Source organism: Streptomyces sp. NPDC000345, assembly GCF_042898825.1.
GTDB lineage: Bacteria > Actinomycetota > Actinomycetes > Streptomycetales > Streptomycetaceae > Streptomyces.
The window spans coordinates 211400-236298 of record NZ_JBIAZE010000012.1 but is presented as its reverse complement, the minus strand read 5'-3'; the positions used below and the strand labels follow the sequence as shown (position 1 = coordinate 236298).

At 73.2% G+C, this 24899-nt stretch carries 21 protein-coding genes and 2 pseudogenes; 5 read left to right on the top strand and 18 right to left on the bottom strand.

The window, feature by feature from the left end; translation table 11 throughout:
• Window positions 1-304: 304 nt before the first annotated feature.
• The 6 genes and pseudogenes from arsM to ACFY30_RS27720 all read right to left on the bottom strand — a co-directional run.
• Window positions 305-1198: an arsenite methyltransferase gene (gene arsM, locus ACFY30_RS27745; RefSeq protein WP_390847861.1), complete on the bottom strand. Its 894-nt coding sequence runs from the start codon at window positions 1196-1198 to the stop codon at window positions 305-307.
• A gap of 158 nt (window positions 1199-1356) precedes the next feature.
• Window positions 1357-4281, bottom strand: a complete 2925-nt coding sequence (locus ACFY30_RS27740) for a poly(A) polymerase (protein ID WP_390847860.1) — start codon at window positions 4279-4281, stop codon at window positions 1357-1359.
• Window positions 4281-6002, bottom strand: a complete 1722-nt coding sequence (locus tag ACFY30_RS27735; RefSeq protein WP_390847859.1) for an RNA ligase family protein — start codon at window positions 6000-6002, stop codon at window positions 4281-4283. Before ACFY30_RS27735 ends, ACFY30_RS27740 begins: the two co-directional genes overlap by 1 nt.
• 72 nt (window positions 6003-6074) lie before the next feature.
• Window positions 6075-6428 carry a cytochrome C oxidase subunit I gene (locus tag ACFY30_RS27730; RefSeq protein ID WP_390847858.1) on the bottom strand — a complete coding sequence of 118 codons (354 nt, stop codon included), beginning with the start codon at window positions 6426-6428 and terminating at the stop codon, window positions 6075-6077.
• A 19-nt stretch (window positions 6429-6447) separates the two neighbouring features.
• Window positions 6448-8139: a cytochrome c oxidase subunit I gene (gene ctaD / locus ACFY30_RS27725; protein WP_390847857.1), complete on the bottom strand. Its 1692-nt coding sequence runs from the start codon at window positions 8137-8139 to the stop codon at window positions 6448-6450.
• Window positions 8140-8308: 169 nt separating this feature from the next.
• Window positions 8309-8668, bottom strand: a pseudogene (locus tag ACFY30_RS27720) (LysR substrate-binding domain-containing protein); the annotation flags it as partial.
• On the opposite strand from ACFY30_RS27720, the pseudogene ACFY30_RS27715 reads away from it, so the two are divergent.
• Window positions 8665-9425, top strand: a pseudogene (locus ACFY30_RS27715) (nuclear transport factor 2 family protein); the annotation flags it as partial. The pseudogenes ACFY30_RS27720 and ACFY30_RS27715 sit on opposite strands and share 4 nt — an antisense overlap.
• A gap of 106 nt (window positions 9426-9531) precedes the next feature.
• On the opposite strand, the gene ACFY30_RS27710 reads toward ACFY30_RS27715, so the two are convergent.
• The gene (locus tag ACFY30_RS27710) at window positions 9532-10011 is read right to left on the bottom strand and encodes a carboxymuconolactone decarboxylase family protein (protein ID WP_390847856.1); all 480 of its coding nucleotides are present in this window, start codon (window positions 10009-10011) and stop codon (window positions 9532-9534) included.
• A gap of 316 nt (window positions 10012-10327) precedes the next feature.
• Window positions 10328-11065 carry a dienelactone hydrolase family protein gene (locus ACFY30_RS27705; RefSeq protein ID WP_390847855.1) on the bottom strand — a complete coding sequence of 246 codons (738 nt, stop codon included), beginning with the start codon at window positions 11063-11065 and terminating at the stop codon, window positions 10328-10330.
• A 250-nt stretch (window positions 11066-11315) separates the two neighbouring features.
• On the opposite strand from ACFY30_RS27705, the gene ACFY30_RS27700 reads away from it, so the two are divergent.
• The 3 genes from ACFY30_RS27700 to ACFY30_RS27690 all read left to right on the top strand — a co-directional run bounded on the left by ACFY30_RS27700 (window position 11316) and on the right by ACFY30_RS27690 (window position 13981).
• Window positions 11316-12224, top strand: a complete 909-nt coding sequence (locus ACFY30_RS27700) for a MerR family transcriptional regulator (protein WP_390847854.1) — start codon at window positions 11316-11318, stop codon at window positions 12222-12224.
• Window positions 12225-12372: 148 nt separating this feature from the next.
• Window positions 12373-12927, top strand: a complete 555-nt coding sequence (locus ACFY30_RS27695) for a hypothetical protein (protein ID WP_390847853.1) — start codon at window positions 12373-12375, stop codon at window positions 12925-12927.
• A 94-nt stretch (window positions 12928-13021) separates the two neighbouring features.
• Window positions 13022-13981 (top strand): amidohydrolase family protein, encoded by a 960-nt coding sequence (locus ACFY30_RS27690; protein ID WP_390847852.1) that lies wholly within the window; start codon window positions 13022-13024, stop codon window positions 13979-13981.
• A 42-nt stretch (window positions 13982-14023) separates the two neighbouring features.
• Here the strand turns inward: ACFY30_RS27690 and ACFY30_RS27685 are convergent, their stop codons facing one another.
• The 10 genes from ACFY30_RS27685 to ACFY30_RS27640 form a co-directional block, all read right to left on the bottom strand.
• Entirely contained in the window at window positions 14024-14830 is an 807-nt protein-coding gene (locus ACFY30_RS27685) for a restriction endonuclease (protein WP_390847851.1), read from the bottom strand.
• Window positions 14831-15031: 201 nt separating this feature from the next.
• Window positions 15032-15493 (bottom strand): hypothetical protein, encoded by a 462-nt coding sequence (locus tag ACFY30_RS27680; RefSeq protein WP_390847850.1) that lies wholly within the window; start codon window positions 15491-15493, stop codon window positions 15032-15034.
• An 85-nt stretch (window positions 15494-15578) separates the two neighbouring features.
• On the bottom strand, window positions 15579-16343 hold the full coding sequence (locus tag ACFY30_RS27675) for a hypothetical protein (RefSeq protein WP_390847911.1): 765 nt from the start codon (window positions 16341-16343) through the stop codon (window positions 15579-15581).
• Window positions 16344-16550: 207 nt separating this feature from the next.
• Window positions 16551-16751 carry a hypothetical protein gene (locus ACFY30_RS27670; RefSeq protein ID WP_390847849.1) on the bottom strand — a complete coding sequence of 67 codons (201 nt, stop codon included), beginning with the start codon at window positions 16749-16751 and terminating at the stop codon, window positions 16551-16553.
• Window positions 16748-17095 carry a hypothetical protein gene (locus tag ACFY30_RS27665; protein ID WP_390847848.1) on the bottom strand — a complete coding sequence of 116 codons (348 nt, stop codon included), beginning with the start codon at window positions 17093-17095 and terminating at the stop codon, window positions 16748-16750. Before ACFY30_RS27665 ends, ACFY30_RS27670 begins: the two co-directional genes overlap by 4 nt.
• Before the next feature lie 79 nt (window positions 17096-17174).
• Window positions 17175-18122 (bottom strand): LLM class flavin-dependent oxidoreductase, encoded by a 948-nt coding sequence (locus tag ACFY30_RS27660; RefSeq protein WP_390847847.1) that lies wholly within the window; start codon window positions 18120-18122, stop codon window positions 17175-17177.
• Between the two features lie 116 nt (window positions 18123-18238).
• Complete coding sequence (locus ACFY30_RS27655; RefSeq protein ID WP_390847845.1) at window positions 18239-19936, bottom strand: amidohydrolase; 1698 nt, start codon at window positions 19934-19936, stop codon at window positions 18239-18241.
• Between the two features lie 51 nt (window positions 19937-19987).
• Window positions 19988-20986 (bottom strand): ABC transporter permease, encoded by a 999-nt coding sequence (locus ACFY30_RS27650; protein ID WP_390847844.1) that lies wholly within the window; start codon window positions 20984-20986, stop codon window positions 19988-19990.
• The gene (locus ACFY30_RS27645) at window positions 20983-22563 is read right to left on the bottom strand and encodes a sugar ABC transporter ATP-binding protein (RefSeq protein ID WP_390847843.1); all 1581 of its coding nucleotides are present in this window, start codon (window positions 22561-22563) and stop codon (window positions 20983-20985) included. Before ACFY30_RS27645 ends, ACFY30_RS27650 begins: the two co-directional genes overlap by 4 nt.
• An 18-nt stretch (window positions 22564-22581) precedes the next feature.
• Window positions 22582-23628, bottom strand: coding sequence for a sugar ABC transporter substrate-binding protein (locus tag ACFY30_RS27640; protein ID WP_390847842.1), 1047 nt, complete (start codon window positions 23626-23628; stop codon window positions 22582-22584).
• 238 nt (window positions 23629-23866) lie between these two features.
• Here ACFY30_RS27640 and ACFY30_RS27635 point away from each other — a divergent pair, with 238 nt between their 5' ends.
• Window positions 23867-24895 (top strand): response regulator transcription factor, encoded by a 1029-nt coding sequence (locus tag ACFY30_RS27635; RefSeq protein ID WP_390847841.1) that lies wholly within the window; start codon window positions 23867-23869, stop codon window positions 24893-24895.
• Window positions 24896-24899: the final 4 nt, after the last annotated feature.

Below are 24899 nucleotides of genomic sequence, written 5' to 3'. Positions count from 1 at the left end.
GGGGCTCTGCCGCGACGGCGACGGCCTTGCCCGTCGAGGACCGGGGCGGCCGCGGCGTCTCCGCGTCCGCTGGGGTGGTCGCGCTGCCCGCCGGGGCGGGCGGAGCCCGGGTGGGACGTGGTCATCGGGTGACCGGCAGGTCGCCGCCCGCGACGAACGCGTCTTCGGTCCCCGAGTGCCGTACGTGCTGCTCGACGTGCCGCCACCGCCGGGTCCCGCGCGAGGAGCCGGGCGATCCGTTCCCGCAGGTCTGCCGCAGGAAGCCCGACGTGGGGACAGGTGGCCGTCCTTCCGTGACGTGTCCTCAGCTCCGGCAGCCGCAGCCCGACGCCGCCTTGGCCTGGGCGACGGTCAGGCCCGGGTCGGCGGAGGTCTCGTCGGGGGTGCAGCAGGCGTCGACGCCGCAGCAGGCCTGGGCCGGCTCCGCGGCCCGGGCGGGGGTGTCGGTGGTCTCCGGCTTGGTGGCGCGGACGATGGCGGAGTGCATGCCGGCGGCGACCGGGTGGGTCGGGGTGATCTCGATGCCGGTGAAACCCGCGGCTCGCAGTCCCGCACGGTATTCGGCGAAGGAGAGGGCGCCGGCGATGCAGCCGACGTAGTCGCCGCGTTCCGCCCGCTGGTCCGGGGTGAGGTCGTCGTCGGCGACGACGTCGGAGACGCCGATGCGGCCGCCGGGCCTGAGGACGCGGAAGGTCTCCGCGAAGACGGCGGCCTTGTCGACGGACAGGTTGATCACGCAGTTGGAGATCACCACGTCGACGCTGTCCGTGGGCAGCGGGATGGACTCGATGGCGCCCTTGAGGAACTCGACGTTCGTCGCGCCCGCCTTCGCCGCGTTGTCGAGGGCCAGGGCCAGCATCTCGTCGGTCATGTCCAGCCCGTACGCCTTGCCGGTGGGGCCGACGCGGCGGGCGGAGAGCAGGACGTCGATTCCTCCGCCGGAGCCGAGGTCCAGGACACGCTCGCCCTCGCGCAGTTCGGCGACGGCGGTGGGGTTGCCGCAGCCGAGCGAGGCGGCGACGGCCTCCGTGGGCAGCGCGTCGCGTTCGGCGGCGGCGTACAGGGTGGAGCCGAAGTTCTCGTCGCTCTCGACGGGCTGCGGCCCGCAACAGGCGGCGGTGTCCTCGGTGACCTTCAAGGCCGCCTCCGCGTAGCGCCGGCGGACGGTTTCACGCAGATCGGTGGACTGCTCGCTCATGGCTTCACTCCTGGGTGACGGGGCATGACGTGCCCCGGAACGGCTTGTATCGACGTTCGTTGATATAAGAGTGCGCCTTAAATCGAAAAGCGTCAACATAGAGGTGTGTCGAATCAAGAATCCGACGGCGGCTCCGGACGCCGCCGGCCCGCCGCGGGTCACCGGAGGGTGGGAAGCCCCCCACCCTCGACATACGTCACCTCGACCCCCGAAAGTCCCGTCACCCACCGGCCGGCGAGGTCCGCGAGCCGCTCCGCCCCGGGCGGCGTACGTCCGAGCCCGATCGCGTACCGCGCCTGCGCCGGCCCCGCGCCGGAGACGGCGGACGGCGCGGGGAACAGCGGCCGCGGCCAGGCGTGCGCGCCCCCCACGCCCGCGTCCTCCAGCGCCGTGAGCAGCGCGCGCATACGCCCCCGGACCCGCCCGTTCAACTCGTCGAAGTCCTCCGCCCGCCGCGGCAGCACCGTCACGACGGCCCACGCCGCGTGCCGCCGGTGCAGGGGCGGCGGCGAAAGAAGCCCGGGCCACGGATCCCGGCCGGACCCGGCCGCGGCCTCCACGGCCTCCCAGGCCCGGTAGAGCTCCTGGCTCAGCAGATCGAGTCCGTCCGCGCCGACCTGTCCGGTGCAGGACCGCACGGGCGCGCTGGGCGTCCACACGGTCACTGCCCCGCGGGCCCCGTCCCCGTCCCCGGCGAGGCCGACGGGCTCGCGCCAGTCCCACGCGGCCCACGTCCCGAAGAACCGCCGCAGCAGGTCACCGGCGTCCGCGACCTCCGGTGCCTCCTGGACCGTACGGGCCGCGAGGACCGCCCACGCCACCCCGGGCAGCCCGCCGAACGGCGCCGCGTCCAGCCCGCGCGCCCTCGCCCACGCCTTCACGCCCCGCGCCAGCGCCGCGAACCGCGACACCCCGGACCCGCCGTCACCGCCGGACCCGCCCACCGCCGCCAGGACCGCGTCCGCGTCGGACACCGCGCTCAGGGCGACGGCGGCCGCCTCGCCCAGCCCCGCCCTCCGGGCCACCGCGCCCTGAACCGGCACCGGGCCCGTGGCCACGACGACCAGGTCCACGTCCAGCCCTCCGGCCCGGAACCGCAGCCCCGGCACGCGCGCGCCGACGACCTCCCGCATCCGTTCGGCGTCCGGCAGCGAGGCCGCGACCCGCTCCCGTACGGCCGCGAGGTCCACCGTGCCGGGCAGCGCCGCGACGACGTCCAGGTCGGCCCCCTCCAGCGCACAGCCCATGCGCCGCGACCCGGCGACATGGACCACACCCTCGCCGAGCGCGTCCGTCAGACGCCGTACGACCCGTTCGGCCTCCGCGTCGTCCCCGGCGGGCCGGACACCCGGGCCGGCGGCCGGCCCGGCCCAGTCCGCCCACTCCCGGTCCGGCCGCCCGACGGCCGGTTCGGGAAGCCACCGCACCTCCCCGGTGCCGAGGGCGACCGTGGCCCGGGGCCGCATCGGTTCGTCGCCCCGCCGGGACAGCAGGACCAGTTCCCCGACCCGCGTGGTCATGGGGGACAGCCGGGCCGCGCAGTCGACCGCGACGGCGTGCGGGTCACTCGTCCGGCCGAGGCTCAGATGCGGGGTGAACCCGTCGTGGCGGCCACGGCAGCGCGGGAAGCGCCGCACGAGCGCCCGCCACAGTTCCGCCCACGGCGTCTCGTCGTCCGCCGCGGGGTCCAGCCATACGGTGGCGCCGTGCCGGTGGGCGAAGGTGTGCAACCCCGCCAGCCGGGCCGTGAACGGGGCGACCTGCTCGGCCGCCGTGGCCAGCAGCGGCGCCGCCCGCTCGAAGTCCGACTCGGGGACGAACCCGAACAGCACGTTGACATGCGGTGGCCAGCGCCGGATCTGCACGTCGTGGTCCCGGCGCACGTCCTGCAGCGCCGGCCACAGCTCGCGCGGCGGGACCCACGCCAGTGCCGTACGGGGCGTCGGCGCGACGTCGAGCACGTCGACGGGCGCGCCGGTGCCGCAGTACAGGTCGGCGGCCACGCCGTAGTGGTCGGAGATGTACAGCCCTTCCGGCGACGGCGTGTCGCCGAGCAGCGCCGCACCGGTCACGCGCGGTCCGTCGGAGGCGCGGACGAGGACGCGGTCGAGGCGCGAGGCACGGCCCGACAGGGACGAGACGGCGGCCAGCGGGTTGACGCCCGGGTCGAAGGTGGGGGAGTGGTCGCCCGGTCCGTGCGTCTCGGTCCAGGCGTCGAGCATGCCGAGCGTGCGCTCCGGGCCGGGCCCGCCGTCGTTGAAGTCGCCCACCAGGACCAGGCCGCCCGTCACCCCCGCGAGCCCCTCGGCGAGCCGGGTCAGTTCCGCGCCGCGCCGGGTCGGCCCGTTCTCGGAGTGGTCGCTGGTGAGATGGGTGGCGGCCACGGTCAGCGGTCCGGACGCGGTGTCCACGACGACGGCCGTGACGGCCTTGTGGTGGCCCAGGACGTGCAGTGCCGCCTCCCTGACGGGCAGCCGGCTGAGCAGCAGCAGCCCGCAGTCGTCGACGTCCTTGCCGAAGGGGTCGGTGCCGAGGGTGTAGCGGGCCCGCACCCAGGCCGCGTCCAGCAGCAGGGACAGCAGCCCCGCCTCGACCTCCTGCAGGGCGATCACGTCCGCGTCGGCGCGCTCCAGCGCCCGCAGCAGCAGCGGACGGCGCAGGGCGGTGTCGATGCGGTGGCTGTCGTAGCGGTCCCACAGCGTGTTCCACGTCAGCACCCGTGCCCGGTCCGGCCCCGCCTCCCGCGCCGCGGGCGCCGCGGGGGACCACCGTCCGGCCGCCGCGTCCCACGCGTACGGCGTGCGCGCCGAGAAGAAGGGCGCCCGCAGCCGCCGCGCCTCGCGCACCCGTCCGGCGCCCGAGGCGTCGATGCGGTCCACACCCGTGGCGCGGTCCCACACGACCTCGCCGTCCGCCTCCACGAACAGCACCCGGTGCCACGGGATCTCGCCGCCCGGCACGAAGGCCGGCAGCGGCACCCGCTTGGGTGCGGCACCGCGCTGGTGGATGCCCAGCACGAACCGCGCGGGGTCGAAACGCGCGTCCCAGCGCACCCGGTGGTAGATCTCCTCGCTGGTACGCATCAGGCGTCCTCCCCCTCCAGTGTGCCGTCGCGGTCCTCGACGGTCCCGTGCGCGCCCACGTACCAGGTGCGGTGCGCCTGGCCGGGATACGGCGGCACGAACCGGCGCAGCTGCCCCGCCAGCACCTCCGTCGGCACCGGGTGCGCACGCGTGCCGTTGCGCCGCACGAGCTCCTCCTCGTCCGCGAGCAGCACGGCGTGCGTGATCAGCGCGTCGCGCCGGCGCGCCACGGCGTGCACCAGGGACCGCTGGTGCGCGTTGAGCGACGTTGCGTCCCACACCACCGTGCCCCCGGCCGCGAGCGCCCCGTCCAGCCGCTCCAGGCCCTCCCGCAGCACCTCCCCGTTGGCCTTCTGGTCCGCCCGCGCGCCGCGCGCCGCACGCAGGTCGTCGAGCGCCACGCGCGCCGACACGCCCTCCAGCCGTGCCGCGAAAGCGCTCTTGCCGCTGCCGGACGGCCCCACCAGATGAACCAGCCGGGGAAAGTCCCCGCCCCGCCACCGCCATGTCGCCGCGACGGCCTCCTCCACCGTCGCCACCCGCCCCTGGGCGTACGCCTCCCGTGTCTGCGCCCAGCAGCGGTCCGCCGCCTCGCCGCCGACCCCGTCCCTCGCCAGAGCCTCCCGCAGCCCGGCCCTCAACGGCCGCAGCGGCGCCTCAGCCAGCAGACCGGCCTCCTGCGCGTGCAGCGCGGACCACTCCACCTGTTCCCGCGCCCGATCGTCCTCGGCCACCGCCCCCGCGACGGCGTGCAGCACCCCCGGATCGGCCGCGAACGACATCCGTACGAGCCCCGTCCGCCGCTCCGCGTCCGGGTACGGCCGGTGCAGCGCCGGGTGCAGCCCCACCAGATCGGCGACCCGCCGTGCGAGCGGCACGCCCAGCGGTCCCGCCGCCCGGCCCATCAGCGTCGCCCGCGGTGTGCGGTGCAGCAGCGCGGCGAGCACCCCGGCGAGCCGTGCGTCCCCGCCGCGCCCCAGCGCGTCGAGCCGCGCGCCCGCCTCGGCGGCCGCGCCCGCGTCCCGGTCCGCCACGCCCAGGTGCGTGGCCAGCGCTTCCGCGTCCGGTGCCGCCCCGGCCCGTACGGCCCACAGCGCGGCCGCCGGGCCGAGTCCGTTGGGCACCACGGGCGCGTGCATCCAGTGCGTCCCCGTCGTCACGTGGCCGGGCCGCACCCACTTGGCGACGCGCCCGGCGAAGTCCCCCCGGGCGAAACCCTCGACGGTCCGTACGACGTACCCCTCCTGCCGCCCGGTCTCCACCCGCAGCCGCCGCAGCACGCGCTCGTCGAACACCCCCCGCCACCACACCGGCGGCACCGGCACGCCCAGCCGCCGCAGGAACCGCACGGTCTCGTCCCAGCCCAGGCACCGGTCGTGCTCGTCCCACACGGAGAACCCGTAGAAGTACCCGTCGAGGGTGTCGTACGGGATCGAGTGCCGGGCGTACATGTTCTCCCCGCACACCCGCCAGCCCGCCGGTATCCGCGTTCCCACCCGCCCCTGAAGCGCCTTGACCCACGCCCGCGACGGATGGTGCGCGGAGTCCACGGACCGCGCGTGCAGGCCGTCCGCGTACAGGGTCGTGTTCTCCCCGTCGAGCTTCTCGGTGACGACGACCTCCCGCCCGAGGAACCCGCTCACCCCACCGGCCCGCACATCGTCCTCGGAGACGCCCGGTGACCAGGGCAGATGGGGCGTTCGGGGATAGGAGGCGCGCATGCGGGCCACTATAGGAGCGCGGAAAACGGCCCCTCCAGCGGATTACCGGCCGGGGCTGGGCCGTTCACCGCGTCACCGCCTCAGGGACAGGGCGGCGACGGTCACCGAGGTGAGGCACGTGCCGGCGGCCAGCACCCAGCCGAAGCAGCGCAGGCGCAGGGTCCGGTAGCGCTGCTCGTACTCGCCGCGCAGGGAACGGCAGCGGGCCGCGACGCGTTCCAGATCCTCCCGTGCGCGCTGGAGGCTCTCGGCGACGTACCGCTGTTCGATGTCGGCCCGTTGAGAGGTGGTCAGCCACTCGATGGGCCGCACGAACTCACGCGCCCGCTCCTCCGCCACCGCGATCCTCGCCTGCCACAGCAGAAAGCCCTCCGCCTCGTCACCGACACCGGCCCCCGCGGTTCCCTTTCCCGTCAGATCGCTCATCGGGGTCTCCGGTCGGTCATCAGCGGACTCCGTGCGCCTCGGACTCGGCGATGGCGATCTCGGGGTGGTGCAGGTCGAACGCGGGGGACTCGCTGCGGATCCGCGGCAGGGTGAGGAAGTTGTGCCGCGGCGGCGGGCAGGAGGTGGCCCACTCCAGGGAGCGGCCGTAGCCCCACGGGTCGTCGACCCCGACCGGCTTGCCGTACCGGCCCGTCTTCCACACGTTGTACAGGAACGGCAGCATCGACAGACCGAGGATGAACGAGCTGAGCGTCGAGATCGTGTTCAGGGCGGTGAAGCCGTCCTGCGCCAGGTAGTCGGCGTAGCGGCGCGGCATGCCCTCGGCGCCCAGCCAGTGCTGGACCAGGAAGGTGCCGTGGAAGCCCACGAAGAGCGTCCAGAAGGTGATCTTGCCGAGGCGCTCGTCGAGCATCTTGCCGGTGAACTTCGGCCACCAGAAGTGGAAGCCGGCGAACATCGCGAAGACGACGGTGCCGAAGACGACGTAGTGGAAGTGCGCCACCACGAAGTACGAGTCCGACACATGGAAGTCCATCGGCGGCGAGGCCAGGATGACACCGGTCAGACCACCGAAGAGGAACGTCACGAGGAAGCCCGTCGCCCAGAGCATCGGGGTCTCGAAGGACAGCGAGCCCTTCCACATCGTGCCGATCCAGTTGAAGAACTTCACACCGGTCGGAACGGCGATGAGGAACGTCATGAAGGAGAAGAACGGCAGCAGGACGCCACCGGTGACGAACATGTGGTGCGCCCACACCGTCACCGACAGGCCGGCGATCGCGATGGTCGCGGCGACCAGGCCCATGTAGCCGAAGATCGGCTTGCGGGAGAAGACGGGGATGATCTCGGTGACGATGCCGAAGAACGGCAGGGCGATGATGTACACCTCCGGGTGTCCGAAGAACCAGAAGAGGTGCTGCCACAGCAGCGGCCCGCCGTTGGCCGCGTCGTAGATGTGAGCGCCGAACTTGCGGTCCGCCTCCAGGGCGAACAGCGCGGCCGCCAGGACCGGGAAGACGAACAGGACCAGGACGGAGGTCAGCAGCACGTTCCACACGAAGATCGGCATGCGGAACATGGTCATGCCCGGCGCGCGCATGCAGATGACCGTGGTGATGAAGTTGACCGCGCCGAGGATGGTGCCGAAGCCGGAGAAGGCCAGCCCCATGATCCACATGTCGGCGCCGACGCCCGGCGTCCGCACGGCGTCCGACAGCGGGGTGTAGGCGAACCAGCCGAAGCTGGCCGCGCCCTGGGGGGTGAGGAAGCCGCCCACGGCGATGGACGAGCCGAACAGGTACAGCCAGTAGGCGAACATGTTCAGCCGGGGAAAGGCGACGTCGGGAGCGCCGATCTGGAGCGGCATGATCCAGTTGGTGAAGCCGGCGAACAACGGGGTGGCGAACATCAGCAGCATCACGGTGCCGTGCATCGTGAACGCCTGGTTGTACTGCTCGTTCGACAGGAACTGCAGCCCCGGACGGGCCAGTTCGGCGCGGATGAACAGCGCCATCACCCCACCGATCACGAAGAACGCGAACGACGTGGTCAGGTACAGGGTGCCGATGGTCTTGTGGTCGGTCGTGGTCATCCACTTCACCACGACGTTGCCGGGCTGTCTGCCCCTGACCGGCACCTCACTGTCGTAGGAAGCGGCAGCCGACCGCTCCGGGCCGTTCAGAATTGTCACAGCCGTTTCTCCCGATGCTCGCGGTTCACCCCGCCATGGCGTGAATCACGGGTCATCCTCGCGGCTCGCCGTGGCGGGCGAAGCCCGGAGCGGCCGACACACCGCCGATCGGGCGGTTGTCACACACGAGTGGAGTAGTCGGTCCTGTCCGCCGTCCGGGGAACCGCGTTCAGGCGGAGGCAGGGGCGAAGGCCGGGGCGAGCAGGTCGAGGAGGGCCGCCGCCGAGGGGTGAGGATCGCGACGTGGCGTGAGCGCGTGGATGCCGCGGGTCGGGGGATCGACGAGGGCCACGGTGGTGACGTCGGCCCGCAGGGCGCACGTCGGCGCACCGGGGATCAGCGCGATGGCGTGGCCGGTCGCCACCAGGGCCAGCTTGCCGAGCAGATCGGCCGCGGTGACGTCGATACGGGCACTGACTCCGGCGCGGGCGGCGTGCCGGCGGAGCAGCGCCGCCGAGCCGTCGTTGTCCTCGACCCAGGTCTGCCCGGCCAGCGTCCGGATGGGCACCGGGCCGCGCCCCGCTCCAGGACACGCTCGACCGGGTCCGACCGGTTCTGGAGGCGCTCGGCACGGTACGGCGCGTCGACGACGTCCGCACCGCGGCCGAGCTCAAGCTGATCGCCAACAGCGGCCTCGCCGGCGCCGTCCTCGCGCTGCGTGACTCACTGCGGCAGGCCGACGCCCTGGGACTGTCCCGTCCGAAGGTGCTGGACGTCCTCGAACTCGGCCCGCTCGGCGGGCTCGTGGCCCGCAAGCGAAGGTTCCTCGCCGGCCGGGCGGCCGCCACACGGCCGAGTTCACGATCGGCGCACTGGCCAAGGACATGTCGCTGCTGGCCGCCGCGTCGAACACCCCGGTGCGCGGCGCGGCCGGCCTGGCCGGCCACCCCGCCGGACCCGGGGCCGACATCGCCGTCGCCGCCGCGGCCCCCGCCGTGGAGGACGCCGTGCTCGCACCACTGCGCGCCTGCATCCGCGGACACGCCACCGGCGACCCCTCCCACTTCCGCGCCGCGTTCCTGCCCACCGCCCGCATCGAGGGAATCCGGGACGGCGCATTCGTCTCCTGGCGTCTGGACGAGTACTGCGCCCTCTTCCCAGGCCGTCCCGCCCCGGACGAACCGTCCCGTTCCCGGCGTGTCGACGTCCTCGACGTCCACGGCACCGTCGCGACCGCGACCATGACGCTGTCGCACGGCGCGGACACCTTCACCGACGTCTTCCTGCTGGTCCGCGCCGACGACAGCTGGCGCATCGCCAACAAGGCCTACCACCGGCACTCCTGAGGACCGTCCTTCCGTCAGGCACCCCGTGCAGGCACCCCGTGCAGGCACCCCGTGGGGGCGCCGAGAAGGGCCTGCCGGGAGGACCGGCCGTCTGCCGTCCGCCCGGTCAGTTCGCCATGGCGGCGAACATGCCGGGCTCGTACGAGCCCCCGGGGTTGTGCACGATCACGTTCATCCGGGTGGCCGCGTTGATCAGGGAGACCAGGCAGACCAGCGCACCGACCTGGTCGTCGTCGTAGTGCTTGCGCACCTCGGCCCACGTCTCGTCGGACACGCCGTCGTCGCCGAGCCGGGTGCCCTCCTCGGCGAGCGCCAGCGCGGCCCGCTCGGCCTCGGTGAACACGGTGCTGTGGCGCCAGGCGGCGACCAGGCCGAGCCGGAGCGCGGTCTCCCCGGCGGCCGCGGCCTCCTTGGCGTGGACGTCGACGCAGAAGCCGCAGCCGTTGAGCTGGCCGACCCGCAACTCCACGAGGTGCCGCAGGTTCTTCGGCAGCGTCGACTCTTCCAGTGCCAGCGCCGCCGTGTAGAACCGCTTGGCGATCTTCGCGGCGGTCGGGCTGTCGAGCAGGTTGAAACGGGGTTCCATGACGTGGTCCTCACTCGTGGTGTCGCGTGCTGCTCCGGACGCACACAGGACACCGGCGGACCGGTCCCTGTGACGGCGCGGCCATGTGGCGTGCGTCACCGGCCACGGGTGTCACAACACGGCGGGTCCGGCGTCTGGGGTCCGGGTCCGGCGTCTGGGGTCCGGGTCCGGCGCCCGGCGTCCGGGGTCCGGCGCCCGGGGTCCGGGATCCGGCCCGAGCGGCACTCCGCCGCCGGCGCTTTCGTCGCCGGCGGCGGATCACCGAGCCCGGCCCCACCCCCGGGCCGCCCACAGGCCGGAGTCGCGAACCGGCGGCCTAGGCAAGGTGCCGCGCGAAGAACCGCAGCGCCTCGTCGGTCTCGAACGCGGGGACTCCCCCATGGTCGCCGGGGTTGGCGTGCAGCGTCTTCTCGGTCGAGCCCAGGGCGTCGAACAGCGCCAGGGCGTGCTCCCTGGGCACCCGCGTGTCGTCCCACTGGAGCAGGAACAGCACCGGCACGGTCAGCCGGGCCGCGGTCTCGGCCAGCCCGTGCACGCCGAGCAGCCCCAACACCGCGGCACGGACCCGGGGTTCGGCGGCGAGCAGGGGCACACCGAGCCCGCAGCCCATCGACACCCCGTGGTAGCCGACCGGGCCGGTGCCCACGTGGTCCAGCTCCTGGACGGCGGTCAGGACGGCCTGCCAGTCGGCGACGGCCTGCCCGGCCAGCAGATCGTGCATGGCCGCGACCAGCTCGGTCGGATCCTCGCCGGCGGCCATACGGGTCCGCATGCCGCCCGCGAGCCGGAGGAAGCGTTCGTTCTTCGGCCGGTCGCCGTGGTGCGGGGCATCGATCGCGGCGACCGCGAAACCCCCCTCGGTGACGAACCGGTACGCGCCGGCCAGGACGCCGGGGGCCTTCTTGTGCTGGCCGCCGCCGTGTCCCAGCAGGATCAGCGGGCGGGGACCGGTGGCGCCTTCCGGCGTGAACAGCACGCCGGGGATCTCGCCGAGGATGAAGGACTGTTCGGTGACGCCGTCGGACGACGTCTGAGAGGTCAAGCTGAAGCGCATGGCGTTTCAAGGCCTTTCGGGTGCCTTGGTGCGGGCGCTCCCTAGACCATGCGAGGGAGGGAGCCCCGACCTGTCATCACAGCGTTGATCGGTCTCACCTCCTTCAGTCGCAGTACTGCACGGCGTCGGTGAAATTACCACACCTTGCCGCTCACGGTTCGCCCACCGAGCCGGCGGGCCGGAAGGCTCGTACGGCACGGTCGGCGCACCGACTTGAGTCTCAAGCGGCTTGAGGCTTCAGACTCTTCGCATGAACGACGAACACGTCGGCCGACTCACCATCGGGCAGCTCGCCGAACGCGGTGATGTCGCCGTCGCCACCATCCGTTACTGGTCGGACATCGGTGTGCTCCCGCCCGAGGGACGCTCCGAGGGCGGCTACCGGCTCTACGGGGCCGAGGCCATCGCTCGTCTGGAACTCGTCCGCAGCCTGCGGGAGTTGGGGCTCGGCCTCGAAGCGATCAGCCGGGTACTGGAACGCGAGGCGACGATCGCCGAGGTCGCTGCCGCCCACGTCGTCGCCCTGGACGCCCGGATCCGCGCCCTGAAGGTCGACCGGGCCGTGCTGGCCACGGTCGCCGAACGCGATTCCACCGCGGAGGAGACAGCAGTGATGAACAGACTGGCACGACTCTCGGTCGCCGAACGCAGGGAGATCATCGAGGACTTCATGAAGGAGGTGGCCGAAGGACTGGACGTCGAGCCCGGTATCGGAGAGCGCCTGTCGCGCTCTCCGCTCGAACTCCCCGACAGCCCCTCGGCGGAGCAGGTGGACGCCTGGCTGGAGCTGGCCGAACTGATCCAGGACCCCGGCTTCCGCTCCCGGATGCGAAGGATGCTGGAACTGAGCGCGCCGAGGCCGGGTTCAGGCGGATCCCTCTGGTTCGCCGGGCACGTGGTCCAGGTCGTCGGCGAGGCCCGAGCCAGGGGAGTGGCCCCCGACGCACCGGAGGCCTCCGCGGTACTGACCGGGCTGTTCGGTGACGCCGACCGGCGCGAGATCCTGCAGTGTCTCGAGGCGGGCCTGGCCGCGGGGGCCGAGCGGTACCGGCGGCTCATCTCCGTCGTCCGGGGGCACCGGCCGCTGCCCTCCCGCGCCGACGACTACACCTGGCTCGGCCAGGCCCTGCGGGCCGACCTCGCCCCCACGCCTCGGTGAGCCGGAAGCCTCCGCGCCACGCCGCACGTCACCGGCGGAAACCGGATGCTCCCCGGCGGCGTCCTCGCCACTGATCGGATCTGATGTCCGGCAGACGACGCGTCACCGGTGCCGAGCGGCGCCGTGCCGGCAGGGGGAGGGGCAGCGAATGAACGCGGGCCAGCAGGTGGAGTTCCACGCTTCGTGCGGACACATGATCTCGGCTCCGGCCGACCGCGCCGGGCAGGACGTCCGCTGCCCCCACTGCCACCAGGTGGTCCGTGTCCCGCCGCCCGACGTCCCGTACGCCTCGCCCGTTCCCGTGCCCGCGACGGCCGTCGAGCCGGTCCTGCTGACCACCCTCTACCTGAGCGCCCTGATCGGTGGGCTGCTGGCCGCCGGGCTCATCTACCTGGTCATGTTCGACGAGTTCTCCGAGAGCGAGCTGGTCACCATCACGCCGCTCTGGTTCTTCCCGGTCGTCTTCGGCCTGTACGGGTTCACCTCGCAGCGGCTGCTGCGCCGCATCGCCACAGGGCGGGCCAGAACCCTCAGCGACGCCGCTCGCCTGTCCATCGACGTCGCCGGGCACTGGGCGGCGCTGCTGCTCTTTCCGTTCCTGGTGCTGAAATGGCGCAGCTCGCTGCTGGTGTCCCTGGCGGCGGCGGTCTTCTGGGCCGTGCTGCTGTGGCTCTTCTTCGCGCTGCTCTTCCCGAGCCTGTGAGCGCCGCCTCGCGGTCCGCCGGTGACGGATCCCTCACGGATCCTTCGCGTGAAGGAGTGGACCCGCGCCCGCACCCGGGCCGATCGTGGGCGGCATGAAGGATCACCGCACGGCACCCGCCGACGCCGACCCCGGAGCGTCCGGCGACTCCGCCCCCGCCGCCGGCCGCGACTCCGGGGGCGAGGAGGCCGGCGAAGTCCGCCGCTTCTGGGGCCGGCTCGGGATTCCCGGGCTGGTCGACGTCCACACCCACTTCATGCCCGAGCGCGTGCTGCGCAAGGTCTGGGACTACTTCGACGCGCTCGGAACACTGACCGGTGGGCTGGAGTGGCCGATCACCTACCGCAAGGAGGAGGCGGAACGGACGGCCCTGCTGAGGGAGTTCGGCGTCCGCGCCTTCACCGCGATGCTCTACCCGCACAAGCCGGGCATGGCCCGTTGGCTGAACGGCTGGGCGGCCGACTTCGCCCGCCGCACCCCCGACTGTCTGCACACCGCCACCCTCTTCCCCGAGCCGGGCGTCGAGGCGTACGTCCGAGAAGCCGTCGAGGCCGGCGCACGCGTGTTCAAGGCCCATGTGCAGGTGGGTGCGTACGACCCGGCCGACGAACTCCTGGACCGAGCCTGGGGGGTGCTGGCCGAGGCCGGGATCCCCGTGGTGATCCACTGCGGCTCCGGTCCGGCTCCCGGCAAGCACACCGGTCCCGGGCCGGTCGCGCGGGTGCTGGCGCGGCATCCCCGGCTGCGGCTGGTCGTCGCCCATATGGGGATGCCCGAGTACGAGGACTTCCTCGGCCTCGCCGAACGGTACGAGGAGGTGCGGCTGGACACGACCATGGCCTTCACCGACTTCGCCGAGCGGCTCATGCCGTTTCCCCGCCGGGCCCTGCCCCGGCTGGCCGGACTCGGCGACCGCGTCCTGCTCGGCTCGGACTTCCCCAACATTCCCTATCCGTACGCGCATCAGCTCCAGGCACTGGAGCGGCTGGGCCTGGGTGAGGCGTGGCTGCGGGCGGTGTGCCACGACAACGGGGCACGTCTGTTCGGCCTGTGAAGAGGCCGGGGAACAGCCGGCCGGGGAACAGCCGGCCCGGGGTCAGCCCTCGTCCGGTCGCTCCCAAGGGCGCGGTCCCGAACCCGAGTGCCACGCCTGCAGCCCCTCGGCGTCCACACACACGATTCCGCACTGCTGCGCGTACTCGACCGCTGGTGCCGTGAAGTCGCTGGTGGTGACGACGACGGCGATGTCGGCCTCGTGGACGGTGAAGCAGGTGCCGCCGAAGCGCTGCAGATCCTGGGAACCGACCTTGTGGCCGTCGCCGTACCGCTTGCACTGGATGACGAGGCGGTGGCCGTTCGGCGCCGTCGCCGTCACGTCGGCGCCCAGGTCACCCGCGCCGCCCACCACTTCGACGCCGACACAGCCGTCTCGGGCGCACAGGTCGGCTATCGCCTGCTCGAACTCGTCCGGATCCAGGGCCTCGTAGCCCGGGAAGTGCGGGACGCGGTCCGTCGCGAGGACGAGTGTCTCCTCCACGGTGGCGACGGCGGACGTCCGGGGCGTGTCTTCGGCACCTTGCACCGGGGTGGCGACCGGTGCCTCGTCCAGTGCGCCGACCGCTGTCTCGGCCGCTTCCTCCAGGGCCTCTGCGGCCCGCTGTACGAGTCTGCGCGCCGACCGGCGGCGTCGGCCGCGGTGGCAGGCGACGATGCCGGCGGAGGTGAGGAGAAGCAGGGTGAAGGCCCATGCGGGACGGCGTTCCGCCGCGGCCGCCGCGAGGCGGGCGATCAGGCCGCCGAGGCTCAGAAGGAGGGCGAGAAGGACGAAGAACAGGGCCGTCGTACGCAGGTCGAAACGACGACGGCGGCGCACGGGGGGCAGCGGGCGGGTGGGCGCGGTCACGGTGGTGGTTCCTCCCAAGTGGCCTTTGAAGATGATCACTTGGGGCGTGTGCCCCGCATGGGACGGTTCACCGGGGCGCGGGCCCGACCGGTTGCCGGGGAGTTTCAGGGTGTTCGGCCCGCAGGCCGTCTCCCTGGATACGACTCCGCGCGGTGGGCCCGGCCTTGAGGGGGCCCGCCGGCCCACCGCGCGTGCGGGGCGTCAGATCCGGCCGCCGGTGAGCCGGGTGATCGGGCCGTGGGTGTGGCGGCCGGAGCGGCGGCCCGCCGCGTACGAGGCGGCCGTCAGCGCGGTCAGGCCGGCGCCCACACCGGCGGCGATCAGCTTCTGGTGGGTGATCACCGTCCAGGCCGTCTTCGCCGTGGTGGCGATCTGTCCGGTGGCCGCCTTGGCCGTGGCAGCGACCTGGCCGGTCGTCGCGACGAGTGCCTGGCGGCCCGCCTCGACGCCGCGGGCCGCGCCCTGCGCCGCCCCTTCGACGGCCTCGGCGGACCGCTGGGCCCCGGACTTGACGGCCGACGTGGCGTCACCCGTCTTGTTCGCGGTCCCCTTCGCGGCCCGTGCGGCGGGGGCGGTCGCCTTGTCCGCCGTGCGCCGGGCCTTCGCCGCGGTCGCTCGTGTGGCGCCGCGCTCGTCCTTCGTCTCCTTGTTCGGTTCAGTCATGGACTTCGCATTGCCCCTCGCTCGGACCGCAAACACGCTCGGTCGCACGACGTGCACGCCCCGACCGAGGGCCGCGAGCGGCGGGTCAGTAACGGCGGTCGGGCCAGTGAGGGTCCTCCCAGCGATCGGGGCCGGTGAGGCCGAGCAGCCGTATGCGGTGGAGCAGTTCCTCGGACGCGCCGTGGGCCCGGAGCCGGGCAGGGGCGTGGCGGACCAGCCAGGCGGTGAGCTCCGTGCGCGTCTCTTCCTCGTTGTCCCAGGCGCCCCAGGGCAGTTGGTCGCCGAGCAGGTCGTACTCCCACTGCGCCGCCAGTTCGGCCAGGTGCTGGTCGGCCGGGGGGCCGGTCAGCGTCGCCCAGTCGTCGAGCCACGGGGTGAGCGTGCCGGCTGCCTCGGTGCACAGGGCGAGCACGGCGTACGCCGGTACGGCGGGCGCCGGATCGGTGAGCGTGGCGGCCCACCACGCGTGCAGGAACTCCCCGACCGCTTCGGCCTGGGCGTCGGGCCACTGCTGCCAGTGACCGCGAGCGAACGACTGGCCGATTTCCGCCATGCCGGACAGGGGCTGCTCGACGAGGCCGGCGACGAGGGCCGGGGCGAGCTGGGGAAGGATCCGCCGCAGCACGGAGGCGTGGTCGCTCCAGTCCCAGGCCTGCCAGGTGCGCCGCAGGAGGTCGGGGTCCAGCCTCACGTCCGGCGTCTTGAGCTGCGCAAGGTCTTCGGGGCTGCCCCAGTGACACTCGCAGTTGTGCTCGTCGGGGTCTGCGGTCATCCCGCCGAAGGTGGCGGTCAGGCCGTCCAGCGCGGCATCGAGACGTAGGCGGGCGCGGGGCTGGTCCGGGCTCATCATGGTGTTCACATTCAGGGACTCCGGAGCTTCCGCCACCCCGAAGATCGCCAACTTACCGGCCCGGCTCCCGGCCCGCCACCCCGAACAGCGGCCTCCCCAGGGCGGACGAGAAGCCTATGACCGGTACGACCGAACAGCTACGGCCCGATGCCGGAGGCGCGCAGTCTCCGGGCCAGGAGTTCCATCTCCGGCAGCGTCCCTGAGCAGTCACCGCTCAGCACGCGCCGCAGGGCCCTTGGCATGCACCAGGTCCAGGCCCAGTTCGGCGCGCAGCAGCCGCATGATCACGGCACCCGACGTGCCGGCCACTCGCAGCCTCGCCGGTCCAGGCAGCCGGCAGACGTGCGACGGGCATTCCCGCTCGTGCGCGACGACCTCACCGGGAGGCCCGGCGGCCCCGGGGCTCATCGGGCGGCCTCGTGCAGGGGCGCCGCGGCGGCGGGCTGCCAGCCCAGTTCGGGTGCGGTCAAGTGCCGTACGTCGTGCACGATCTGTTCGTAGTCGGCCCGGCCGAACTCGTACGGGAGTTCCAGGCACAGCTCCGAGACGGCCGCGACGACCGGATCGGCGGCCAGTCGCTCCAGGATCTGTTCGGCCGTTCCGACCACGTCCGGGGCGAACAGGGTCCGCTTCGGGCCCTGTGGGGCCAGGGTGCGCGCGTGCCGGCCGGACGCGTAGTCCCGGTAGGGCCCGGGTCGTCGCGTCCGCGCTGTCGGACCGGCCGGTCCGGAGGGCGCGCGGCCGTAAACCACCCGCGCGACGGAAAGACGCCCGCTTCCACGGCCGGCGGCCGGGCCGGCCGGCCATGAACAGCCCCGGCGACCGGGCGACTCACGGTGAGGCGGTGAGCTTCTCGACTCGGCGCATCACGTCGCAGCAGAACGCGCCGATGCCCTCCGGATTGTCGATGAACTGGTTGGGTTTGACGCAGAACGTCGTGAAGCCCTGCTCCAGCTGTTCCGGGATCGACGCCAGCGCCGCGCCGAGGTCGGCCGTGGAGTGGTCGTCGGCGAAGACCGCCCGGGTGCCGCCGATCATCTCCAGGCCGGCGATGTCCCGGCCGGCCGCGGCCATGGCCGCCTTCAGCGCCTGCCTGTCCTCGGGGGTGGGCCGCCCGAGCGGATGGAAGCCGTGGCCGTGGCGTACGAGCCTGCGCAGCACGGGTCCGTGCAGGCGCTGTCCTCCGAACCACAGCCGCGGGCCCTCGGGACGGTACGCCTTGGGCTCGAAGTACACGTCCCGGAAGGGATAGTGCTCGCTCTCGTGCGCGATCGGGGAGGGCCCCCAGGCCTTCGCCCAGACCTCCAGGTGTTCGTCCAGCAGCCGTCCGCGCCGTCCGAAGGGCACACCGAGCGCGTCGTACTCGTCCTTGCTCCAGCTGACCGTGGGCTGCACCAGCAGACGGCCCTCGCTGATCAGGTCGAGGGTGCCCAGTTCGCGGGCCATGAGCAGGGGGTGGCGCAGGGGGGCCAGCACCGCGGCGGCGGCCAGCCGCAGACGCTCGGTGACGGAGGCGATGGCGGCGAGCAGGAGGAGCGAGTGGGGCCAGGGGGTGTACGGGTCCTGGTTGCCCGGCAGGGCGTAGTCGCGGGGGTTGCCCATGACGCCGTTCGCGGCGGCGTCCGGACCGAGCACGATGTGCTCGCTGACCATGACGGAGTCGAACCCGGCGTCCTCGGCCTCCCGTGCCCACCGGATCGCGGCGGGCAGGTCGGCCCGGCCACCTGTGAGGGTCCAGTTCTCGCTGAGGACGAGCAGCATGCGGGGCGTGTGGGACATCGACGACTTCCTTCGGTTCCGGTGGCCGCGGTGACGTGGGATCACGGGGCGGCGGTTTCCTTCCGGGGGAGCCCGGCGGGGGAGGGAGCGCCACTCGTCCCGCCCCCGCCGGTGCCTCAGCGCTCGTACACCACGCTCCCGTCGAACACCGTCATCTCCACCTGGGTGTCCGTGATCTCGTGGGGGTCCAGGCCGAGCAGCGGGCGGTCCAGGACGCACAGGTCCGCGACCTTGCCGGGCTCGATCGAGCCCTTCCAGTCCTCGGCGAAGTCCTGGCGGGCCGGGTTGACGGTGTAGGCGCGCAGCGCCTCGGCCAGCGGTACGCACTGGTCGGGCCCGCTGGGCCGTCCGGTGGCCTTGGACTCGCGCAGCATCATCGCGGCCACACCCTGGCGCCAGTCGGGCTCGGTGATCGGCGCGTCGGAGCCGGCGCAGACCGCGATGCCCGCCTCGAGGGCCGAGCGCACGGGCCACTGGCAGGCGGAGCGCTCGGGTCCGACGACCTGGTCCATCAGGTCGGAGATCGTCCACTTGATGGCGGGGTTCATGTTGACGCCGTAGCCGTGCGCGGCCAGTTTGGCGAGGCTGTCGGCGCCCACGAAGTCGCCGTGGATGACGTAGTGCCGGGCGTCGGAGCGCGGTACGGCCTCGTTCGCCGCGAGGAAGGCGTCCACGACGGTGTCGATGGCCCGGTCGCCGGTGACGTGCACCCCGAGCTGGAAGCCCGCCTCGTGGGCGACGCGGATCATCTCGCGGAGTTCGTCGACCCGCAGCGCGGGGGAGTCGCCGTGCACGCACAGCGCGCCGTGGCCGCCGTCGGCGTACGGTTCGTTCATCCAGGCGGTGCGGTTGGGCGGCACTCCGTCGGCGAAGATCTTGACGCCGATGGCGCGCAGCAGGCGCGGGTCCGCGGACTCGGGCTTTCGCAGCTCGGCCAGGCCCTTGCGCACCTCGTCGGCGGAGCCGCCCATGGGGGCGGGCAGCAGCAGGACGCTGACCCGGGCCCGCAGTTCGCCGGTGGCGGCGAGGTCGGCGTACGCGGTCCAGTTGTCGGTGCTCAGCCCGCCGAACAGGGTCTTCGCTCCGCCGGGGCCGAGGCCGGGCTCGGTGTAGCTGGTGACACCGCGGGAGTGGAGCTCACGGACCACGCTCCGGATGGCCTGACGTCGTTGTCCGGGAGTGGGCGAGGGGAGTTCGGCCAGCACGAGGTCCTGGGCCGCCTCCCGCAGGATGCCGGTGGGTTCCCCGGCGGGGTCGCGGTCGATCACGCCGCCCGGCGGGGGCAGGGTCTCCGCGTCGATGCCGCACCGGCGCAGAGCCGCCGAGTTGACCCACACGAGGTGGGCGGAGAAGTGCGTCAGGCAGACCGGGGTGTCCGGCGCGATCGCGTCCAGGTCCCGGCGGTCCGGGAAGCGGTGCGGGTCGGCCAGGCACTCCGCGAGATAGCCGGCGTCCCAGCCGAGCCCGACGACCCACTCGCCGGGCCGCGCCGCGCCGACCGCCTGCCCGACGGCGGCGGTGATGTCCGCGATCGATCCGACGGCCGGGTGACCGACGTCGACGGCGAACGGCGGCTTCGTCATGCCGTACGCCACCCCGTGCAGATGGGAGTCGTTGATGCCGGGCAGGACGGTCCGGCCGCCGAGTTCGACGACCCGGGTGCCGGGCCCGGCCAGGGCGCGCATCTCGTCGTCGCCGCCGACCGCGACGATGTCGCCGCCGCGCACGGCCAGGCCTTCGGCCACCGTGAAACCGGCGTCGAGGGTCAGGACCTGACCGCCGGTCAGGATGAGGGAGGGGGCGCTGTCACTCACGTGAGGCCTTTCTTCGGAGGTGTGTCGGGGCCGACGGGGAAGGCAGGTGTGTCACCGCGTCGGCCGCGGGCCGAGGTACGCGAGTGCCGCGCCCGCCACCAGGGCGGTGCCCTGCGCCATCTGCTGCCAGAACGTGGGGACGCTCAACAGGGTCAGGCCGTTGTTGAGACAGCCGAGGAAGAGCACGCCGAGCAGCACCCCGAAGACGGAGCCGGAACCACCGGTCAGGGCGACCCCGCCGAGCAGGACGGCGGTGAGCACGGTCAGTTCGAATCCGGTCCCCGAGGTCCCGGCCACCACGCTGTCCAGCACCGAAGCCTTGATCGCCCCGGCCAGGGCCGCCGCGCAGCCGGTGACGACGAACAGCGCGAACGGCGTACGGCGGACGTCGATGCCGGAGAGGTGGGCGGCCTCCCGGTTGACGCCGATGGCGAAGACGTGCCGCCCGGCCGGCGTCAGCGCCAGGAACAGGGCGCCCGCCACCAGGACGAACGCGGCGATGACGACCGGTGCGTCGAGTCCGGCGACGCGCGACCCGCCCAGCCAGGCGAAGCCGGAGCCGAAGCCGCTCAGCGGCAGCGGGAAGAGCTGCTGCGCCAGACCGCGCACCGCGGTCAGCATGCCCAGCGTCACGATGAACGCCGACAGCCCCAGGTGGCAGCAGAGGATGCCGTTGACGGCGCCGACCGCCGCGCCCACCACCAGCGCGCCGAGCACGGCGACGACCGGTGACTGGTGCTGCTGTCCGGCGAGCCAGCCGGCGGCCAGCCCGCCCAGGGCGAGGGTGGAGCCGACCGACAGGTCCAGGTAACCGCTGATGACCAGCAGGGCCAGCGGTACGGCCACGATGGCCAGGGTGGCGGCGTCGGTGGCGATGCCGCGCAGGTTGCCCGCGTCGAGGAAACTGCCGGTCGTCAGCTGGAAGACCAGCACCATGGCGGCGAGCACGACGAGCAGGGGATGGTGCCGCAGGGCGTTCAGCCCGTCCGCCGCCAGCACGCGGGGCTTCGGAAAGGGACGGTCGGCGGGGGTGGTGGTCGCGGTGGTCATGCCGCTCCTTCCGATACGTGCCTGGACGGGGGTGCGTTGTCGCCGGCGTCGTGCACGGCCGACAGCAGGGCGGCCTCGGTGAGTCCGGTGCCGCCGAGTTCGCCCACGATGCGGCCGCGGGAGACGATCAGACAGCGATGGGCGAGCGCGACGACCTCCTCGGGGTCGCTGGACGCGAACAGCACGGCCGTGCCCCGCTCGGCGGCGAGCGCCGAGACGACCTGGTAGATCTCCTGCCGGGCGCCCACGTCGACGCCCTGGGTGGGTTCGTCGAGGAGCAGCACGTCGACGCTGCGGGCCTCGTTGATCCACCGGCCCAGGACGAGCTTCTGCTGGTTGCCGCCGGAAAAGGCGGACGCCGGCAGCCGCGGCCGGGCGGGGCGCAGACCCACGGCCTCCGCCAGCGCGCTGAACACCCGCCGCTCCCCGCCCAGCGCCCGCACACCGTGCCGGGCGAGCGGACGGACCGTGGGCAGCAGCGCGTTGTCCTGTGCGCTCAGCCTCGGGAACAGGCCCTGTCTGCGCCGGTCCGCCGGAACGAGGGCGATGCCCGCCGCGAGGGCGTCGGCGGGGCGGGCGGGGGCGACGACCCGCTCGCCGAGACGGACGGTGCCGGCCGCGGCGCGGCGTCTGCCGTAGAGCGTCTCCAGCAGACGCGTGCGGCCGGAGCCGATGAGCCCGTACAGTCCCACGATCTCGCCCCCGCCGACGGCGAGGTCCACGGGGCCGAACCCGGGGCCGCGCAGACGGTTCACCAGCAGACGGGGAACGCGCGGGGCGCCGTCGGCGGGTGCGGCGGCCACCTGGGTCGCACCGCCCGCCGTCACCCCCGGCGCGTCGGCAGCCGGGCGGCCCACGACGGCGTCGACCAGTTCGCGCCGCGTCCGCCCCGACATCGACGAATGGTGGGTCACGCGGCCGTCCCGCAGCACCGTCACGGCGTCCGCGAGGCGCTCCACCTCGGCGAGCAGATGCGTGACGTACACGATGGCCAGTCCCTGGGTCCGCAGGTCCTCCACCCGCTCGGCCAGGGCGTCGCTCTCGGCCCCGGAGAGGGCGGCGGTGGGCTCGTCCAGGACCAGGACCGAGGCGCTGCGGCTGAGCGCCTTGGCGATCTCCACCAACTGCCTCTGGCCCATGGGCAGTTCACCTACGCGGTCCCGCGGCGAGCAGGTCGCCGCGACCCGCGCGAGCAGACCCGCGGCGACCTCCTCCTGGGCGCGCCGGTCGATCCGGCCGCACCTGGTCCACTCCTGGCCGAGGAAGATGTTCTCGGCCACCGTCAGGGAGTCGACGACGCTGAGCGTCTGGAAGATGATCGCCACGCCCGCGGCGATGGACCGGCGAGGACTGAGCCGTGTGTAGCGGTCGCCGCCCACCTCGATCGTCCCCGCGTCCGGTGCGAAGGCCCCGCCGAGGCACTTGATCAGGGTGGACTTTCCGGCGCCGTTGTGGCCGAGCAGAGCATGCACCTGACCACCGGGGACCGTGAGGTCCACGCCGTCCAGTGCCCTGACGCCGCCGAAGGACTTCGTCAGTCCGCTGATGCGCAGCGTGGGCTCCGCAGTACGCGTCATGTCCGTCACGACGACCGCCTAGGAGTTCTGGGCCAGCAGGGCGTCGATGGCCGCCGTGTCGCCGCGCTGCACGAACGTGATCGGCACTTGGACGCTCGGATCGGCCTTCCCGGCGGCGACCGCGAGCGGTACGCCGACGACGGCGCCCGCGATGTCCTTCGGCGCCAGGGCGGCCGAGGCCCGGTAGAAGGTGCCCTGTCTGATCGCCAGCAGGGAGGGCGCGGCGCCGTCCTGCCCGCCGACGAAGGTCCTCTCGTCGTCCTTGGCCCGGCCGGTCTGCTGGAGCGCCTTGAACCCGCCGTACGCGGCGGCGTCCGTGACGCCGAGGATGATGTTGAGGTCGGGGTGCTCGGCGAGGACGGCACGGGACTTGGTCAGTCCGGTGTCCGGGTCGATGGCCTGCTCCCGGGCCACCACGTCCACACCGGGCGCGAGCCTGGTGAAGGCGTCGATCATGCCCTGGGTGCGCTCGCGGCCCAGCTGGATCGTGCTGTCGGTGAGGAAGGCGATCTTGCCCTTCCCGCCGAGCCGCTCGCTCGCCCACTTCGCGGCGGCCTCGCCGAGCAGCGTGCCGCCCTCGACGAAGCTGAACTGGATGTCCGCGCTCTGGTGCTCCAGCGATCCGCCGTACGTCACCCAGATCAGCCCGGCGTCCAGTGCCCTCTTGGCGATGGCCTCGGTGGCCTCGAAGACCATCGGGAAGGACACGATGGCCGGGACCTTCTGCGAGACCCAGGCACCGAGATTGGTCGCCTGGGTGTCGGCACTGGCGTTGTCGCTGGTCGTCACCAGTGAGGCGCCCCGCTTCCGGGCGGCGGCGGTGGTGAGCTTCACCAGCGTCGAGTAGAGCGGGAGCTGGGTGAAGGGATAGTCCAGGCCGATCCTGGTCAGGGCGTCGGCGCCGGAGGACCCGCGGGCCGCCGCGTTCGCGGCCTTCGCGTCCGTGCCGTCGCCGGGGGCCGAGCAGCCCGCGGCGGTCAGCGCGGTGGCCGCCGCGCCGGCACCGGACCAGGCGAGGAACTGCCGGCGTGAGGCCGAGGGGGCGGCGGAGGGGGTTCTGGTCATGGCGGGCTTCTCCGAAGGGCGGGCCTGGACGGCAGGCGAAGGACTTGGCGGCTGTGGCGAACAAGAAAAGACCCGGCGGCCGCGCTCCGCCATCCGTACAAATACCGACCCCGGTCCAGGCCGGCCGCCGGCCCGGGCGAACCCGGTCACGTCTTGGTGAACGCCTTGCCCCGAACACCCGCCCGCGCATACCGTTAGGGACCAAACGACACGGGTCGCGGGTTCCCCGGAGGCCTCCATGCTCAGCCACCACCAGCTAGCGGCAGCCGCCCGCATCGGCATGCTCACCCGTGACCACGACACGGTCTCGGCCTGCGCCCAGGCGCTGCAGGAACTGCGGCACGCCCTGCCCCTGGACGCGGTGACCCTGCTCTCGATCGACCCCCTCACCGGAACGCACGTCGAGGTCGCGGGCATCGGCTACAGCACCGGGACGTCCGAGTCGCTGGCCGCCGAGTTCGTGTCCACCCGCTGGTACGGCAACGTCGTCGGGCAGCCGCTCCCGCCCTCCATCACCGAGGACGCCGAGGACACCGGACAGTGCTTCCGCGACGGCTGGTTCTACGCCGAGCGGATCCGCCCGAGCGGATTGCGCGACGGGCTGACCGGAGCGCTGCGCCACGAGGGCCGCTTGGTCGGCCTGATCAACCTGGCCACGGAGCGACCGGACTCCTACGACACCGAGGCACGGCACCTGCTCGCCTCGCTCCTGCCGGCCCTGGGCGCACTCGCCGACCCGACGGCCCACACCGCGGACCTTCATGACCTGCCGGCGGAGGCGAGCGCGAGCCTCGTGACACCGGAGGGCGTCATCGCACTCCCGGGCCGGGAGCCCGCAGATGTGCTGAACGACGGCGCGTTCGCCCCACTGGTCAGGGCGTTCGCCGAACTCGGCGGCGACAGACTGAGGTTGCTGTGGCCGGTCGGGCGCACCTGGCGCCAGGTGGTGCTGCGCCGGTGCGCGGTGCGTTCGACGCCCGAGCGGAGACGGGTCCTCGTGTCCACGGCCGTGACCGAACTGCCGTACGGGCTGAGCCCCCGCGAGCTCGAAGTGCTGACGCGGGCCGCCATGGGGCAGACGAACCAGGCCATCGCCCGCGCCCTGTCCCTGTCGCCGCGCACGGTGCACAGCCACGTCGAGCACCTCCTGCGCAAGACCGGCTGTGCCTCCCGGGCCGAGGCCACCGCCCTCGCGGTGCGGGACGGCGTACTCAAACCCGCCACCGGAGACATCGAGTTCTTCGTCGAGCGGATGCCCCTCGGCTGAGAGG